Below are 17,923 nucleotides of genomic sequence, written 5' to 3' on the forward strand. Positions count from 1 at the left end.
AACACCCCGGCCTGGGCGACGACCTCTTCCACCCCGGAATGAACGACGGCCCCCTGACCGTCAACTTCCTCAACGCCATCGTCCCCGACAACCCGGCGGCGAACGTTCCCACCGGTACCGAGCAGACCGTACCGCCCCCCGGGAACACACCCCACACCGGCAACGGCACGAACCCGGCCGACCGCTCCACCCCCGAACCGGAACAGCAGCACACACCCGCGCCCGTCGCCGTGGCGCCCCCGACGGGCCAGGCAGCCCCTCCCCCCACGACCGCACCGCAGAACACGACCACCGACAACAACCAGCGCTCCACACCCGCCGAACGCTCTCCCCAGCGCACCAACGACACCCGCACCCCCGACCCCTCCACCGACCGATCACCCCGCGACGGCGACGTTGTGCGCACCTCGACCGAAAGCGCACCCACCGTCCCGGAGACCTCCACCACCGGCGACCCCGTCGACCAGCAAGACCAGAACGCGACGGACGAACAGCGGACGACCTCCACCGACGAGCACGCCCCGGAGCAGCGGACCTCCTCGACCGAATCCCCCACGCCCGCCACCGAGAGCGGACCGACCGAGGACACGGAGACCACCGGGCCCAGCCCGTCCGAACGCGGCAGCAAACAGCCCGGGAACCGCGACGAGGGCACCTCCCGCGACGACGACCGCTCCCGGAACGACGAGGGGGACCGATCCGGCGACGGAGACGAACGGTCGGGCGAACAGAGCGGCGACCGCTCCGCAGACGGTGAGGAGAGTCGCGAGGGCGCCCTCGACGGAGAAGACCAGAAGCCCCGAACAGCCCCGCCCCCGACCACGGACGGTGTCCCCCAGGACCAGCAGACACCGCGTCCCCGCCCGCAACCGCTCCCCCACGGACAGGCCGGGGCCGAACACGACGGCCCGCCCCCGCCCACCACCGTGGAACCCCCGACCACGACCGACCACCGAACCACCGCGACCCCGCCCACCAAGAACAACGGGACACCGGCACCGGACACCACCGCCCCGCCCACCGCCGAGACCACCCCACCCCACACCACCCAGGACACACCGACCCCCACCCACAACACCCACACCGACGCACCTTTGACCCCGCCCTCCGCCCAAGGCGAGCACACGGCGGACAACGACTCCCCCGCCCCCGCACACCCACGCACCACCCCCGCCACCGACCCCGAGGCCGACGCCCGCGCCGCCGCGGTCCTGGACCGCCTGCCCGAACTCACCCGGGCCCTGGCCGACAAGGACATCCCCCGGGCACGGGCACTGGGAGCCGAGTTCTGGAGGCTGCTGGGACCGGGCCAGGGACCGGACCCCCAGAACCGCTCGGTACGCGAGGCGCGTGAGCTGGCGCAGGCGCTGGTCTACACCGTCTCCGACCCCTCCAACAGGCGCGTCCCTCTGAGCGGCGATGCCCTGCCCGCCGAACGCGTCCGCGACGCCGGGGTCCTGGCCCGCGGCATCGGCCGCCACCTGCGGGACCGCCACGACCCGGTCCGCGCCCGGCTCTGGCAGGCGGGCGGGCGCCTCACGACGGACTACGTCCGCTACGCGATGCAGGACCCCGCCGACCGGGACCCCTCCCCCTACGACGCACCCGACACGGTGAAAACCGTCAACACCGCCCTGGTCGACAACGACCAAGACACACCGACCCCGCAAACACCACCCGGCGAACCACCGACACCGCACCGGACAACAACACACAACGACGACCCCGCCTACAGCCCCGACGCCTTCGAGGCACCCCCCGCCTCGACCGGCACGCCGCCACCGCCGCCCCGTCCCACCAGCGGCGCGCCCCTGAGCGACCGGATGGAGCAGGAACCGGGGGAGCGTCCCGAGGCCGCCCCGCTCCTGGACACGTTCCACAGCGCCCTCAACACGCAGACCCCGCCCGTCCAGAGCGGAGCGCCGACCGGGGACACGGGGGGCGAACCGTCCCCGCAGCCGGTTCCGGCCCGATCGGCGCCCGAGACGAACACGGACGACGAGATCACCGTGTTCCTGATGGAGACGACGGACCAGGACCCGGCCGAGGAGGGCGGACACCTCCCCGAACCCGGGTGGACGCGCGATCAGGAAGACGGGACGGCCGGCCTCCTCGGGCTGGAGGACCCGGCCGCCCGCGCCGCGGAGCTCGACGACCCGGGCGCCAACCCGCACACCTTCGACGCGCTGCCCCGGGACCAGCGCGAGGCCGTCGTGGCGCAGGCGGCCACGGGCTGGCTCTCGTCCCTCACCTGGACCCCGTCTCTCGACACCGCCTCCGTCCAGAACAGGCTGGACGACCTGACGTACGACGCGGGCGACAACGCCAGCGGTGACGACCTCAACGGCTGGCCGCTCTACGAGAAGAACGGGAACCGGTGGCCGACGCTCACCGAGATCCGGGAGATCCACTCCGACGGCGGGTCCACCCACACCTTCAACCGGCTCGTCGACGACATCTTCAAGGCGCCCGACCCCGGCCGGCGGCTGCGCCACTGGTACGACAACGCGGACGAGGCCGGAGCCCTGGCCAAGGCCGGTGGCGGCGCCTACCCGACGGCCGACGAGGTCCTGAACACCCTGCGTACCCTGGACGCCGCGACCGACCGCCCGCTTCCCGGCCCCGTGGAGGTGACCTTCGCGCTGAGCGGGGACGAGGGCCTCCAGGGGCTCGACGGGTACGTCGAGGGCGACCCCTCGTCGCTGGTCGGCACCGAGCAGCGGGAGGCGGGGTACCTGCGCACCTCCCTGGACCGCTCACCGGACACGGGAGACGACGGCGACAGTACGGTCCTGGTCCGCCTGAGCGTGCCGGAGGGCGGGCGCGGCCTGTGGATCGGCGACAGGGCGGACACCTCCGACCCGTACACGCTCCTCCTCCCCCGCGGCACCGGCTACCGCGTCACCGGCGTCGTGGAGTCGGACGGGATCGTGGAGATCACCGCCGTGGCCCTGCCCGCGGAACCGCGACCGGTGGCCGCGCCCCCGGAGGAGGCCGCTGCCGTCCGCGACGACACGGACCACGAGGGCGACGACACCGGCGACGACGCGGAATCGGACGCCTCGGACACGGACACGGACACGGACGGCCGGGGCACCCTCGACGAGAACGGCATCCGCCGCTTCGACTCGCCGAGGGAGGCCGACGGGCAGGACCGGTGGCTCCAGGACCCGGCGAACAACCCCCACGCCTTCGACACCCTCACCCCCGACCAGCGCGGGATGGTCGACGCCTACACCAGATCCGCCTGGATCACCCGTGTCGCCCGCATCCGGCCCTTCCTGCCCCAGACCGTCTCGCGACAGCTGATGGAGTGGCGCTCGCAGTCCCGGTCCGAGGCGGCCGACCCCGACACGGCGCAGACGGCCCACGGCTGGGACCTGTACGAGGCCAACGGACTGTCCTGGCCGTCCGTGGAACGGCTGCGCCAGATCGCGGCCTCCCCGCAGCCGTTGCCCCCGCGGACCCGGGGGCTCATCCGGTACGTCCTCGACGCCCCCGACCCCCGTGCCGAACTCGACCACTGGTTCCACAACGCCGGATACGCAGGGGTCATCGCCCGGCTCAACGGGGGCGTCTACCCCGACGCCTCCGCGACCAGGCGGCTGTTCGGCCTGCTGGACGGCGCGGTCGACCGCCCGCTGCCCGAGGGCATGGCCGTGTCCCGCGGCATGCAGTCGATCGACCACCTCCTGCGCACGACCGGGGGCACGGACCCCCGGGGGCTGGTGGGCACCGTCCACACCGAGCCCGGCTACATGTCCACCACCCTGGGCGACTCCCCGTTCAAGACGGACGTGGACGGATTCCCCTTCCTGCTGCGCCTGGACGTTCCCCAGGGGAGCCGTGGCCTCTGGATCGGTACACGCAGCCACGACCCGGAGCAGATGGAGCTCACCCTCGGCCGCGGCACCACGTACCGCATCACCGGTGTCCAGGACAGGATCGACCCCGAATCCGGCGGGCCGCAGACCGTGGTCACCGCGACCGTGATCCCCCTGCCACGGGCGGTGCCCGACCTCTTCTCGGAGGGGAGCACGGGTGAGGACGGCGTCCGCAGGTTCTGGAACGCGGAGGAGGCCCACTGGTACGGCCACCGCCTCCACGACCCGGCGCACAACCCGCACGCCGTCAACGCGCTCCCCCGGGCACGGCACGACCTCGTCCGCGCCCTCAGCGCGCTCGCGCCCGGGGTCGACCTCACCCTGGCGGACCCGGACGGCGCCCGGCAGCTGCTGGACTCCCTACGCGCGGCGAGCCGTGTCACCTCGGCCTCCACCCCCGCGGAGCGGCAGCGGGTCCTCGGGTGGGAGCTGTACGAGGCGAACGGCCTCACCTGGCCCTCCCCCGCCCGGCTGCTCCAGCTCCTGCCCGCGGAGCGGGTACACAACCCCGCGCGGGCGCAATTCATCACCGACCTCCTCAAGCACGGTCCCCAGGAGGCGGCCCGCAGGCTGGGCGGGCTGTACAACGCGGCAGGGGCCGCCGGGGTCCTGGCCCGCGCGAACGGGGGCGCCTACCCCTCGCCCGAGAGGCTGCTGGACATGCTGGCCTCCTACGAGGACGCCGTCCGCCGACCGCTGCCCGACACGGTCGAGAGCACCTGGCACCCGGACCCCACGGCGGTGCGGGAGCAGTGGCACGGATTCGACCCGCGCGACCCCTCCGCGCTGGTCGGGACCGAGCAGGTCACCCAGGGGTACACCGCGGTCGCGCTCAACCCGCGGGCGGCCGGCCCGGGCGAAGGGGCGGCCGCGGTCGTCCGCCTCGTCCTGCCGTCGGGGGCTCACGGCCTCTGGCTGGGCGGCGCGGGCCCCCGGCCCCAGAACCAGGAGATCGTCCTCCCGCCGGGGACCGGGTTCCGGATCGACTCCGTGGACACGTCCGGCGGCCGACCCGTGTTCACCGCGCGGGTCCACGTGCCGGCGGACGACACCGCCGCGCCCGCGGCCGTGAGTGCGCCGCCCGCCTCAGCCGGGGCCGCGGTCGACGGGACGACGAACGCCGCCGCCGGGCCGGACACGCCCAGCACCGGGGACGTGCCCGGCGACGGACGGGGGTACGTCGACGCGACCGGGATCCGGAGGTTCCGCACCAAGGAGGAACTCGACGCCTACGACCTGTGGCTCCACGACCCGGCCAACAACCCGCACGCCTTCAACGCCCTGGACCCCGTGCACCGGGACCGGATCGTCGGCTACACGATCGAGGGCTGGCTCAACACCGTGGCCCGCAATTCCATGAGCGCGGACCAGGTGGCGATCACGCTGGACCTGATGCGCCAGGACACCGTCGCGGCGTTCGAGACCAACCCCATGGGCTCACGCGGCTGGGAACTGTACGAGATGAACGGCCTCGCGTGGCCGACCCTGGACCGGCTGCGGGAACTCCTGGACCAGGGGCGCGTTCCGGAGAGGGCCGAGGGCTTCGTCCGGTACATCCTGGACGCGCAGGACCCGCAGCACGAACTCGACCACTGGCACGTGCACGCCGGTGAGGCCGGGGAGATCGCCAGGTCGAGCGGCGACGTGTTCCCGACCCCGGAGCTCGCGCTCGAGCACCTCCGGACCCTGACGGAGGCCATCGACAGGCCCCTCCCCGAGGGGATCGAGGTGATCCGCGGCCTGGAGGAGCTGGACCACCTCGAAGGCTTCGACGGCAAGGACCCCTACTCCCTCGTGGGGACCGTCCACACCGAGCGCGGGTTCCTGTCCACATCGCTGGGGAACGAGCTCGCCGGGGTCACGGCCGCGTACGCGCACGCGGTGCGCCTGGTCCTCCCCCACGGCTCCCGGGGCATGTGGATCGGTTCGGAGAGCAGGTACCCCCAGGAGCGCGAGCTGATCCTCCCCCCGGGTACGACCTACCGAATCACCCGGGCCGGTTGGGGGGGCTCCCACGGGCTGGAGGGCCTGTACTTCGAGGCCGAGGTGATCGTGCCGCCGCAGCCGGTCACCGACCCGGCCCCGCCGCAGGTCGAGGGGTCCGCGGACCTGCACGTGTTCACCGTGCGGACCGACACGGACGGCACCGTCACGGGCCCCGACGAACCCGGCTCCGGCGCGGAGGAGGAGGCCGGACTGGCCGCGCTCCTGGGACTGGAGGACTCCGGGCACGAGAGCGCCGACGACGGCGGGCCGTCCCTGGACCGCGACGACTCCGACGACGACGCGTACGACGACCGGCCCCTCCTCGACCGCTACGACTCCGACGACGACGACGCGCCGACGGCCTCGGCCGTGCGCACCGACCGGGTCCTGCCCGATCGCACGAGCGACGGCGGTACCGCGGCCGCGGCCCCCGAGACGGGCGGCGGGGAGGTCCGCGGGTTCCGCACCCGGGAGGAGTTGGACGCCTACGCGGAGCGGTTGGAGGCCCGAGACGGTGAACCGCACACCTTCGGCGCTCTCCCGCCGGAGCTGCGCGCCCTCATCAGCGCGCACACCGCGTTCCCGTGGCTCAGCAACCTCGCCCGGCTCGGGACCTCCGACCCGGCGGCCGTCCAGGACAGGCTCGACTACTGGAGCAGGATCGGCCTCGGGAACGCCGCCGACCCCGACACCCCCAACGGGTGGGCGCTCTACGACGCGAACGGCCTGTCGTGGCCCTCGCTCGGCCGGGTGCGCGAACTGTACGCCGAGGGAGGCCGCTCCCCGGCGTTCGGGGCGGTCGCGGCGGACGTCTTCCGTTCCTCCGATCCGCGGCTGCGGCTGGACCACTGGTACGAGAACGCGGACGACGCGGGGGAGGTCGCCCGGGCCAACGGCGGCGTCTACCCCACCGGGGACAGGGCCCTGGAGCTCATCCGGGACATGGACACGGCCGTGGACCGGCCCCTGCCCGGCCCGATCGCGGTGTCCTTCGTGCTGGACGTCGACCGGGACCTGCCCGGACTCGACGGATACGACTGGGACGACCTGTCCGCCATCGTGGGCAGGGACCAGCGCGAGCGGGGGTACACCACCGCCTCCCTGGGCGACTCGCCCTTCACCACCGCGCCGCGCGACACCGTGGCGGTCGTCCGCATGGTCCTCCCCGAAGACGCCCGGGGCCTGTGGATCGGCGGCCGGGGCGCGACGGGCGACCCGTACGCGCTGGTCCTGCCCCGGGACTTCGGCTACCGCGTCACCGACATCCGGATCACCGACGACGGGATGGAGATCGACGCCGAGCCGGTCACCGCGGACACGTCGGCGCGAGAGCCGTCAGCGGAGGTCGGGGACGGCGACTCGGAGACCTCCACGCTCGTCGACGAGGAGTCGCGCCTTCCGGCGGGCGACGGCCGCGGGCAGGTCGGCGACGACGGCTACCGGCGCTTCCGCGCCCTGGAGGAGCTGGACGCCTACGACCGGTGGCTCCACGACCCGGCCAACAACCCCCACGCCTTCGACACCCTCGCCCCCGACCAGCGCGGGATGGTCGACGCCTACACCAGATCCGCCTGGATCACCCGGCTGGCACGTATCCGACCCCTGTCCCCGACCGGTGTGGAGCGCCAGCTGGCACTGATACGGGCCGAGGCCCAACGGGAGGCCGGGCGGGCGGAGACCGTGGCGACCGCCCACGGCTGGGACCTGTACGAGGCCAACAACCTCACCTGGCCCACCCTCGACCGGCTGCGCGAGATCCGGGCGAACCCGGACGGCCTCCCCCCGCGCACCACCGGACTCGTCGACTACGTCCTCACCGCCCGCGACCCCGCCGCGGAGCTGCGCCACTGGTTCCACAACGCCGGGTACGCCGGGGTCATCGCCCGCCACAACGGCGGGACCTACCCCGACGTGGACCGCGTCCTGGAACTCTTCCGCCTCCTCGACGACGCCACCGGCCGCCCCCTGCCCGAAGGCCTGGTCGTCTCCCGGGGCATGCACTCCGTCGACCACCTGCTGCGCGCGGCCGGCAGGTACGACGCCGACGACCTCGAGGGCACGGTCCACACCGAGCCCGGGTACATGTCCACCACCCTGGGCGACCGGGCCTTCAAGACCGATGCCGCCCCCTTCCGCTACCTCCTGCGGCTCAACGTCCCCCGGGACGCGCACGGCCTCTGGATCGGCTCCCGCAGCCACGACCCCGAACAGCGCGAACTCACCCTCGCCCGCGGTTCCACCTACCGGATCACCGGTGTCCGGGAAACGTTCGACACGAACACGGGCGGGATCGTGACCGTGCTCTCCGCGGAGGTGCTCCTGCTCCCGGATGCCTTCGCCGACCCGCTCTCGGACGGACGGGTGGACGCGTCCGGTGTCCGGCGGTTCCGGACGCCCGCGGAGGCCGACTGGTACGCGTACCGGGCCGCGCGCGCGGAACACGGCATGCCGGGGCCGGACACCCTCCCCGCGGAGGCACGCCGCGTCGCCGCGGCGTTCTCGGACACCCCGTGGCTCGCGGACCTGGCGCTGGTGCCCCCGGGCGACCTGCGGACGCAACTCGACCGGCTGCGCTCGATGAGCCGTACCGGGCGGCCCTCGGTCGTGGACCCCCACGGCAGCAGCGGCTGGGAGGTCTACGAGGCCAACGACCTCACCTGGCCCACCCTGGACCGGCTGCGGGAGATCGTGGACGCCGCCGAGGGGGAGACCCCGACCACGCGCTTCCTACGGACGGTCCTCACGCTGGAGCATCCCGAGGAACGGCTGGCCGGTCTGTACCGCAGGAGCGGTATGGCCGGGGCGCTGGCGGCGGCCAACGGGGGGACCTACCCCTCCGCCGCGGGTGTGCGGGAACTGCTCGGAACCTACGACGAAGCGGTGGGGCGCCCGCTCCCGGAGGCGGTCGAGACGACGTGGGTCCTGAACCACACCCGCGACCTCCGGTTCCCCGAGGGGTACGACGAGAGGACCCCCTCCGGCCTGGTGGGCACGGTCCAGAGCAGCCCGGGGTACACCACGGTCTCCGTGAACCCGGAACCGGTGGGCCTGGGGCACCCTGCGGTGACCGTCCGGCTGACCCTGCCCGAGGGCGCGCACGGGCTCTGGCTGGGCGCGGAGGGCCCGCGGCCGTCGAACCACGAGATCGTCCTGCCCCGGGGAATGTCCTATCGCGTCACCGGCGCGGAGACGACCGCTCACGGCCTGCTTCTGCTGTCCGCCGAGGCCGTCCTGCCGGAACAGGACGGCACCGCGTCCGGGGCCCGGCCTCCGGCCGTGGAGAAAGCCCCTCCCGCGACCGTCGGCGGGGCCGGGCAGGACACGCCCGCCCCCGTCGAGGAGACGGGACACGCGGCCGCCCCGGACGCCTCCGCGGACGCCTCCGCCACCGACCCCCCGGCCGGCACCGGTCCCGCCGACGACGGCAGGGGGTACGTCGACGACAGTGGCGTGCGGCGGTTCCGCTCCGTGGAGGAGGCCGACGCCTACGGCCGCTGGCTCCACGATCCGGCGAACAACCCGCACGCCTTCGACACCCTCCACGACCGGCAGCGCGACGACGTGCGCGGGTACACGGCGGACGGATGGCTCAACGTGGTCGTCCGTGCCAACCTCTCGGCCGAGCAGATCCAGGAGAACCTGGACGACGTGCGGAATTCGACCCGCCTCCAGACCGGCACGGACCCGATGGAGGCCCGCGGCTGGAGCCTGTACGAGCTGAACGACCTGTCCTGGCCCACGGTCGAGCGCCTTCGGGAACTCCTGGCGCAGGACCGGGTGCCCGAACACACCGCGGGTTTCGTCAGGTACATCCTCGACGCGCCGGACCCGGAGGCGGAACTGGCGGGCTGGTACGGGCACGCGGGCGGAGCCGGTGTCATGGCGCGGTCCAACGGGAACGTGTTCCCCACCGCGGCCGATGTGACGGCGTTCATGGAGCGCCTCGACGTCGCCGTCGACCGCCCCCTGCCCGAGACGGTCGAGATGGTCCGCGGCCTGTCCGAGGTCTCCTTCCTCGACGGATTCCGGGACATGGACCCCTACTCCCTGGTGGGCACCGTCCAGACCGAGCCCGGTTTCATGTCCATGTCCCTGGGCAACAAGCTGGCCGCGCACCACCAGGCCGAATCCGCGCACGTCATCCACCTGACCGTGCCCGCGGGCAGCCGCGGCCTGTGGGTCGGTGACAGGAGCGACTACCCGGAGGAGCGCGAGGTCGTCCTCGCCCGGCGCGCCACCTACCGGATCACCCGCGCGGGATGGGGCGGATCGCTCGGGCTGCCGGGGTTCCACATCGAGGCCGAGGTGGTGGTCCCACCGCGGCCGGAGACCGCTCCGTCACCGGAGCAGCGGGCAGGGGACGCCGCGGACGTCCAGGTGCTCACCGTGCTGACCGAGACGGACACCACCGTGACCGGCCCCGAGGAAACGGGATTCAGCGGTGGCGCCGAAGCCTTCCTGACCGCGCTCCTGGGGTTGGACTCCGGCGCCGACGCCGCGGTCCCCCCGGGGACCACCGCGGAGGACTCCGCCGGTCCCCCGGGGAGCGGGACGCAGGCCGCTGGGCCGGACCTGCCCGACGACCGCCCCGGACACGTCGACCCCGACGGCGTCCGCCGCTTCGCCACCGACGACGAGGGCGCGGGGTACGGGAAGCTCGTCCTCGGCGACCGGTTCCCGTCCCTGGCCACGGAGCAGCAGGACTCCGCCCGGGCCTACACGAAGAACGCGCAGTTCTACAACGACTTCTCCCGGCACTCCAGCCCCGAGACCGAGGTCCTGCGACTCAGCGGGCACCGGTTCTTCGGCGCGTGGGTCGAGAAGTGGTTCGGCGGGCACACCCCGACCCGGGAGAACGCCGAGAAGACCTGGGGCCTCCTGCGCGAGGGGATGGACCTGCTCGACCGGGCGACGGAGCCGATCCCGGAAACGGTCGAGGTCCGGCGCTCGGTGTTCAGCGTGGGCTTCATGGCCCCGCCGGGGCGGCCCTTCCACGACCCCACGGACCTGATCGGCACGGAGTTCGTCGAACGGGGGTTCCTCTCGGGATCGCTGGGGGTCGAGACCGTGAACCAGACCGCCGCCTACCAGTTCCACCTGTCCGTGCCCGCGGGGCACCCCGCCCTGTGGATCGGCGACGGCAGCGTGCACCGGACCGAGCGGGAGCTCCTCCTGCCGCGCGGAACACGCTTCCGGATCGACGACGCGCTCCAGGACGCCGACACCGGGCAGTGGACCCTGCGGGTCACCGTGCTGCCGTTCACCCCCGAGACCGTGACGGAGGAGGAGTGATGACCGACGAGGAACAGGCCGCCCGGGACGCGTTCCGCCCGGACTTCGCGGGCGCCGAGCCCCGGTTCGCCGCCGATACCGACGGGCCGGTGCTGCACGTCCCGGTACTGCGGGGGGACGGGAGTCCGCTGGGCCGCCTCTGGGCTTCGCGGGACGGGGCCGCCGCGGGGTTCCTGCCCGTACCCGGCCCGGCGGGGCTGAACGCCAAGGGAGCCTGGGTGCGCCGCCTGATCCTGGCACGGGCCCAGGGGCTGGACGCCCTCGGCGCGCTGACACACTGGACCGGGGCCCCGCAGGACGACCGGGCCGGGGCGGTCCCGCCGGGGAGCGTGCCCGAGCACGCCGACCACCTGGACGGACTTCCTCCCGCCTGATCCGGGCAGGACACCCGGTACCGCAGTGACCGCTGACAACGAGAGGAAGTGAGGACGGCCATGGACGGTGGGCGCTCCCCCGAAAACGGATACGGCACGGACCCGAGCGCGGCCGGCCCCGACCCGTCCCGCGGGGCCGACGGCGCCGGGGGCCCGGCCCGTGCGCCGGGCGCGGGGCGGGGGGCGTTCGACCGGTGGAGCGACGAGGCGCTGGCCCCGGTGCTGGTCGGCCGCTCCTACGTCCCGACCACCGCGGGCCCCGTGCTGTACCTCCCCGTGCACCGGGACGGCCGCCTCATCGGGTACCTGTGGGCCTCCGAGACCGAGGAGGCCGGTGACTTCCAGCCCCTCCTGCCGCCCGACACGGCGGGCAACGCCGCCCGCGGCTGGTGGACGATGGAGCACGTGCGCCTGCGCGGTGAGGGGCTGACCGCGCTGGAGGCGCTCCGGTCCTGCGCCGGGAGGGTCGACGACCCCCAGGGGGGAAGGGTGGACGCCGACGCCCCCGAGTCCCGTGCCTCCGGCCTGGAGGAACTGCGCGCCCTCGCCCGCGGCTGAGGCGCCGGACCGGTCGGCCCCGGCGGCGCCCGCGGCGCGGCCCCGTGCCCGGGACGGCGGGCCGCGGCCTCCCGTACGCGTTCGCACCGCGGACCCGCGGCGTGATCGCGGTGCGGGTCGGGGAAAACGGGTGGCGGGGCCGCGGCGCCGGCGTGTAGAACCGCACCCATGCGCAAGTACCCCCGGACCCGGCACATCCGCGGCTCCCGCCTCCAGGCGGGCGACCACGACCTGACCGCCGTGCCCTTCGGGGAGCTGGCCGGCCGGCACCTGGTCGTGGAGGAGAAGCTCGACGGCGCCAACGCCGGCATCAGCTTCGGCCCCGGGGGCGCGCTCCTCCTGCAGAGCCGTGGCCACTACCTGACGGGCGGGCCCCGCGAGCGGCAGTTCGCCCCGTTCAAGGCGTGGGCCGCCGCCGTCGCCCCCCTGCTGTGGCCTCGGCTCGGCGAGCGGTACGTGCTCTACGGCGAGTGGATGTACGCCAGGCACACGGTCTTCTACGACGCCCTCCCCCACTACTTCTGCGAGTTCGACGTGCTGGACACCCGCGAGGACGCGTTCCTGTCCACCCCGCGCCGCAGGGAGCTCCTGGAGGGGACCCCCGTGGTGTCGGTGCCCGTGCTGCGCTCCGGCCCCCTGGACCGCCTGGAGGACCTGGTCTCCCTGGTGGGGGCCTCCACCTGTCGGACGGCCGGCTGGCGCGGGGCCCTGGCCCGGGCGGCGGTGGCGGGCGGCGCCGACCCGGAGCGGGCGCTGGCGGAGGGGGACGGATCCGACCTGATGGAGGGCCTGTACGTCAAGGTCGAGGAGGACGGGCGCACGGTCGACCGGTACAAGTGGGTGCGCCCCGGGTTCACGGCCGCCGTCCTGGACTCGGGCTCGCACTGGCTGGACCGGCCGGTGATCGCGAACGGCCTCGCCGACCCGGAGGTGCTCCGTGCGGGTCTTCGCTGAGCTGTGCCCGGCTCCCCCGTACTGGGAGCTGGACTGGGACCGGGTCAGGGAGGCGTTCCCGTGGGTGCGCGACCTGGCGGGGGTGGAGCAGGACCCGGTGCACCACGCCGAGGGCGACGTGGAGGTGCACACCCGGATGGCCTGCGAGGCCCTGTCCGGGCTGCCCGGCTGGCGGGCCAGGCCCGCGTCGGAGAGGGTGCGGCTGTTCGCCGCGGTCCTGCTGCACGACGTCGCCAAGCCCTACTGCACGCGCCGGGACGGGGACGGCCGGGTGACGGCGCACGGGCACTCGCGGCGCGGCGACCTGATGGTGCGCCGCCTGCTGTGGGAGGCGGGCCCGGACGGTACGGGCAGGTCGGGCCGGGCCACGGAGGCCGACCGCCTCGCCGCGGTCCGGTGGCGCGAGCACGTGGCGGCGCTGGTGCGCCACCACCAGGTGCCGTTCTGGGCGCTCGAACGCCCCGACCTGCGCCGCATCGCCTTCCGGGTGAGCCTGCTCGCACGCAACGACGACCTGGTGCTGCTGGCCACGGCGGACATCCTCGGCCGGCACTGCGGCGACACCGCCGAGGTCCTGGACAGCGTCGGCCTGTACGGCGAGTACTGCGCCGAGCAGCGCTGCCTGGACCGGCCCCGCGAGTTCCCCTCCGACCACGCGCGGTTCTGGTTCTTCCGCAAGCCCGACCGCGATCCGGACTACGCGGCCCACGACGACACCCGGTCACCGGTGACCGTCATGTCCGGGCTGCCCGGGTCGGGCAAGGACACCTGGATCGCGCGCCACCTCCCGGACACACCGGTCGTGAGCCTGGACGCGCTACGCACCGAACTGGGCGTGCGCCCGACCGCCGACCAGCGGCCGGTGGCCGCCGCCGCGCAGGAGCGGGCCCGCGAGCACCTGCGCGCGGGTCGCCCGTTCGTGTGGAACGCCACCAACGTCTCCCGCCAGCTGCGCGACCAGTGCGTCGGCCTGGCCGCCGACTACCGGGCCCGTGTGGAAATCGTGTCCGTGGAGGCCCCGCCGGGGGTGCTGCGGGCACGCCTGGACCGCAGGGGGTCCCCCGTCCCGGCCGCCGCGGTCGAACGGCTGGTCCGCCGTTGGGAGTGCCCCGACCCCACCGAGGCGCACCGCCTCACCCTCATCGCGTCCGGCGGGTAGCCGCGCACGCCGGGTCGGGGCGCCGGCGGTCGCACCGCGTGCCCCGACCCTGCGCGGCGGCGGGCCGGAGGGGCCAGCCCGACGGCGCGCGGGGCCGCCGGGGCCTTCCTCCCGGCGGTCAGGGGACGGCCCGGCGCCCGTGCGGGGGGAGGTCGGAGCGGAACGCCCCCGGACGGCGTGCAGCGGGTCCGGTGAAGAGGGAGCGCGGCTCCCCCGGGTCCTCCAGGAGCCCGATGCGCTGGCCCTGGAGCAGCTGGAGCGCGGGGAAGCAGCCCTTCTCGAACAGGAGGATGTTCAGCGAACCGCCGTACTTGAAGCATCCGACCTCCTCCCCCTTGGCGATCGGGACCGGGTTCTCCGGCCTGACGCGGGAGAGTTCGGGACGGAACTCGACGGAGGCGATCGAGTTGAGGCCGACGGGCACCATCCCGACGTGCCCGCGCGCCGCGTCCCCCGTGTCGATGACGAGGTAGCCCCGCCGAAACCTCTCGAACATGCTGTAGTCGTGGCCGTAGCCCACGTTCCCGCCGTTGAGCAGTCCGGGGAGGTCGCGCATGCCGTAGTAGACGCCGCCGATCCCGGAGTCGGACTCCACGACCCGTCCCGCGACCGGGGAGTGGTACCGGTGGTAGCCGTCGGGCATCAGGATGCAGGACACCGCGGTGCCCCCGACGAACCTGGCGGCGTACGCGGAGCCGCCGAGCAGCTCACCGACGTTCATGGTGACCGTCTTGACCGGGATCCGGGTCTCCTCGGTCAGCTCGTTCACGATCATGTTGATGACGCAGTCGGCCGGGGCGACCACGACGGTGTCGTCCCCGGGTGCGTCGACCGGGCGCTTTCCGTCCTTCACCCTCCGGACGAAGAAGTCGTTGAAGTTCTTGAATCCGCCCGGCGGCACGACATAGTCGTCCATCCTCGGCCCGAGCTGCCTCTTCCACTTCTCCACGAGCCCGAGTGATTTCTCGGAGTCCATGTAACGCCCTTGGAGCCCGGTGAATAGGGCGGTCATCTCACAGCCGGGGCCGGAGGTGACGAAGACCATGCCGTAGTCGTTCTCGTAGTTGAGCCAGCTGAACTTCTCGATGAAGACGAGTCCGCTGTCGACCCCTGGCTCCCATTTGTCCCAGGAACGGAAGAAGTCGCACAGGTCGTCGATCGTACTGTTTCGCCAGTCGTGCCGAACCTCGGACCCGACCCCCTCCGGGACAGGCTTCACGTTCTCGACCGCCGCGTCGAACATGGTGGCGAAACCCTCGTGGTCCGCCGCATACCAGCGCTGGAGCAGGTCGGTGAAGTCGTCGATGGTCTCGATGCGGTATTCTTTCACTTTTCCTCCCATACAGCCAATTGTCTGATTCGCGCATTTCGCACGACCGGAGGTCGGATGGGACGACTGCGCGAATTACGCCTCCCGGCCGAGGAAAGAACCCGAACACAAGGAGCGGTGTTCGATTCTTCCGCCAATCGCCCCGGGAGGGTTCGCGGCACTCGGAATCGAAATATCCCCGCGCTCCGGGACGCCCAACCGCCTCTTACCCCACCCCTTTGCTCGCAACGAGCACACCGCCCCCGCGGAGGCCCCAATGGGGAAAAAGCGCCTTCCCGCCGACAGAACGACACTCGGACTTCCAGGGGAACACGCCTTGCGGCCACAACGGGACCTTGTGGGCAAAACGCCCCCGAAACAGCACCCGACGTGAAGGGCCGACAAAGAAAACAGGGCGGCCTCCCGGGCCTTCCCGGCCCGTACCGTGGCAGCGGCCCGTCCCCGAGGGCCCGGGGCCTCCCCGCCCTCGCGGAGGGGGACCGGCACGGACCGCCCGCACGGGCGACCCCGGGCAGGCCCTCGAAGGCGCCCGTCCGTCCCGGGACGCGACCCGACCGCATCCCGCGGAGCGGTCCCGCGCACCGTTCCGCCGCGTCCGAGCCCGCCCGTGGGCGATTTCGGCGTTCTCCCGCACCACCGCGCGCGGCACGGTTAGCCTGAGGCCCTTTCGGCGACTCACACCACTCCGGGTGATAGGGCAATGACTGATCGCATCTACTCCGCCGTGCACGCGTGTCTGGAGTGGGCCAGGGGCACCGACCCCCGCCCCGCCCTGGACCCCGACACCCTGCTCTTCCTCCTGACCGCGCACCTGGACGCCGGTGCGCCCGACCCCGGCGACTGGTCCACCGCCGACGTGCACGACATCGCCCGCACCGTCCGGCACTGGGACCGGACGCCCGCCGGCCTCAGGGACACCTGGCTGACGTGGTGCGACTTCCTGGTGGAGACGGGGGACCTGCTGTCCGTGGAGAGCCCCCGCAGGCTCCGCCGGGCCATCGCCTCGGTCGACCTCTCCCCGAACGGGTCCTCCGACGCCCGCGGCCCGGGGGACGGGGCGGACGCGGACCGGGCCGTGCTGCCGCTCCTGGACCGGTTCGGCGTCGGGGAGGGCGGGAGCCCCGGACCGCCGCGCCCGGTCGTGCCCGGGCGCCCGGAGGAGCTGGACGCGGCCGCGCGCCTGTGCCGCCCGCTGTCCGACGCCGTCCGCCTCGCCGCCTGGGTGGGCGGCGGCAGGGAGCTCCGCCCGGACGGGGACGAGGAGCTCACCCGGCCCGACACCACCGGGGCCGCCGCCGCGCTGGGTCGGACGCCCGCCGAGGTGCGGTCGCTGTTCGCCGTCGCCCGCCACTGCGGCCTGCTGCGCACGACGTACACGCGCGTCCTGCCCGGGCGGGCTGCCCGGGCGCTCGCGGAGGGGGCCCCGGGCGCCGTCGCCGACGCCTGGGCGGACGCCCTGCTCACCATGGTCGGCGGGCCCGGGATGACGGCGTTCCTGCTGCTCGCGGACCTGTTCTCGCACGGTGAGCCCCGTACGCCCGCCCAGCTGGCCGGGGTCCTCGTCGCCGGGGGAGCCCCCGGCGACGAGGACCCCGGGCGCCGTGCCGCCCGGGTGCTCGACACCCTGGCCGCCCTGGGGGCCGTGGCCCCCGTCGGCGGGGGCCGGTTCCACGTGACCCGGCTCGGCGACCACTTCACGGTGCGCCAGCTGCGGCAGTCGGGGGCCGAGGTCGCGGTCGCCCCGCCCCTCGACGGGATGGACGCCGAGGACGTGCTCGCGCTCGCGGACGGGGGGCGTCCCGTGGACGCCGAGGGCCTGGTGGAGGGGTGGCTGGCCGCACGCGACACCGAGAGCGCCGTGTGCGACCTGTTCGAGGCCTCCGACGCGCCCGGCGACTGGCACCGCAGGCAGCGGGTGGCCGACGTCCTGTCGGCCCTGGACGAGGACCTCTCCCCCGTCCTGCAGCTGTACGTGCACCACCCCGTCCTGGGCGGATGGGCGCGGGGGCTGCGCGGAGGGACGGACGCCGACCCCCTGTCGCACCAGGCGGTGTGGGCCGTGCTCGACCGCTACGCCATCCGGCTCGACGCGGGCCGGCCGCTGCCGGAGTCGGACCGGGAGCGGTACGCGCGGTGCCCGGAGGGGTTCGTCCGGGCCGTGTGGCTGACCGGTCACCCGGTCTGCGACGCGGTGCTGGACCGGATCCGCGACGGGGAGCTGGGCGCGTCCCTGGCCGATGCGGCGCGCCGGGTCCGCCCCGCGCCGGCCGTTCCCTGAGGCGCCCGTCCCACGCCTCCCCCGACCGCGGGAACCGGGGGGGGGGGGGGGGGGCGGGGGGGGCGGGGGCGCCCCCCCCCCCCGCGGCGCCCCCCCCCCCCCCGCGGG

At 74.1% G+C, this 17,923-nt stretch carries 7 protein-coding genes; 6 read left to right on the forward strand and 1 reads right to left on the reverse strand.

Features of this window, described 5'->3' with window-relative positions:
* The first annotated feature begins 38 nt into the window (after nt 1-38).
* The 5 genes from ACIRPH_RS31730 to ACIRPH_RS31750 all read left to right on the forward strand — a co-directional run bounded on the left by ACIRPH_RS31730 (nt 39) and on the right by ACIRPH_RS31750 (nt 14,207).
* Nucleotides 39-11,162, forward strand: coding sequence for an ADP-ribosyltransferase (locus ACIRPH_RS31730; protein WP_402921369.1), 11,124 nt, complete (start codon nt 39-41; stop codon nt 11,160-11,162).
* Nucleotides 11,162-11,536: a hypothetical protein gene (locus tag ACIRPH_RS31735; protein WP_402921372.1), complete on the forward strand. Its 375-nt coding sequence runs from the start codon at nt 11,162-11,164 to the stop codon at nt 11,534-11,536. Before ACIRPH_RS31730 ends, ACIRPH_RS31735 begins: the two co-directional genes overlap by 1 nt.
* A gap of 60 nt (nt 11,537-11,596) precedes the next feature.
* Nucleotides 11,597-12,094: a hypothetical protein gene (locus tag ACIRPH_RS31740; RefSeq protein WP_402921375.1), complete on the forward strand. Its 498-nt coding sequence runs from the start codon at nt 11,597-11,599 to the stop codon at nt 12,092-12,094.
* 168 nt (nt 12,095-12,262) lie between these two features.
* Entirely contained in the window at nt 12,263-13,048 is a 786-nt protein-coding gene (locus tag ACIRPH_RS31745; protein ID WP_402921377.1) for an RNA ligase family protein, read from the forward strand.
* On the forward strand, nt 13,032-14,207 hold the full coding sequence (locus tag ACIRPH_RS31750) for an AAA family ATPase (protein WP_402921380.1): 1,176 nt from the start codon (nt 13,032-13,034) through the stop codon (nt 14,205-14,207). The genes ACIRPH_RS31745 and ACIRPH_RS31750 overlap by 17 nt, the downstream gene beginning before the upstream one ends.
* 118 nt (nt 14,208-14,325) lie before the next feature.
* On the opposite strand, the gene ACIRPH_RS31755 is transcribed toward ACIRPH_RS31750, so the two are convergent.
* Nucleotides 14,326-15,549, reverse strand: a complete 1,224-nt coding sequence (locus ACIRPH_RS31755; RefSeq protein ID WP_402921383.1) for a phosphatidylserine decarboxylase — start codon at nt 15,547-15,549, stop codon at nt 14,326-14,328.
* Nucleotides 15,550-16,237: 688 nt separating this feature from the next.
* Here ACIRPH_RS31755 and ACIRPH_RS31760 point away from each other — a divergent pair.
* Nucleotides 16,238-17,815, forward strand: a complete 1,578-nt coding sequence (locus ACIRPH_RS31760; RefSeq protein ID WP_402921386.1) for a hypothetical protein — start codon at nt 16,238-16,240, stop codon at nt 17,813-17,815.
* Nucleotides 17,816-17,923: the final 108 nt, after the last annotated feature.

The organism is Nocardiopsis sp. NPDC101807 (assembly GCF_044766605.1).
Classification (GTDB): Bacteria; Actinomycetota; Actinomycetes; order Streptosporangiales; family Streptosporangiaceae; genus Nocardiopsis; species Nocardiopsis tropica.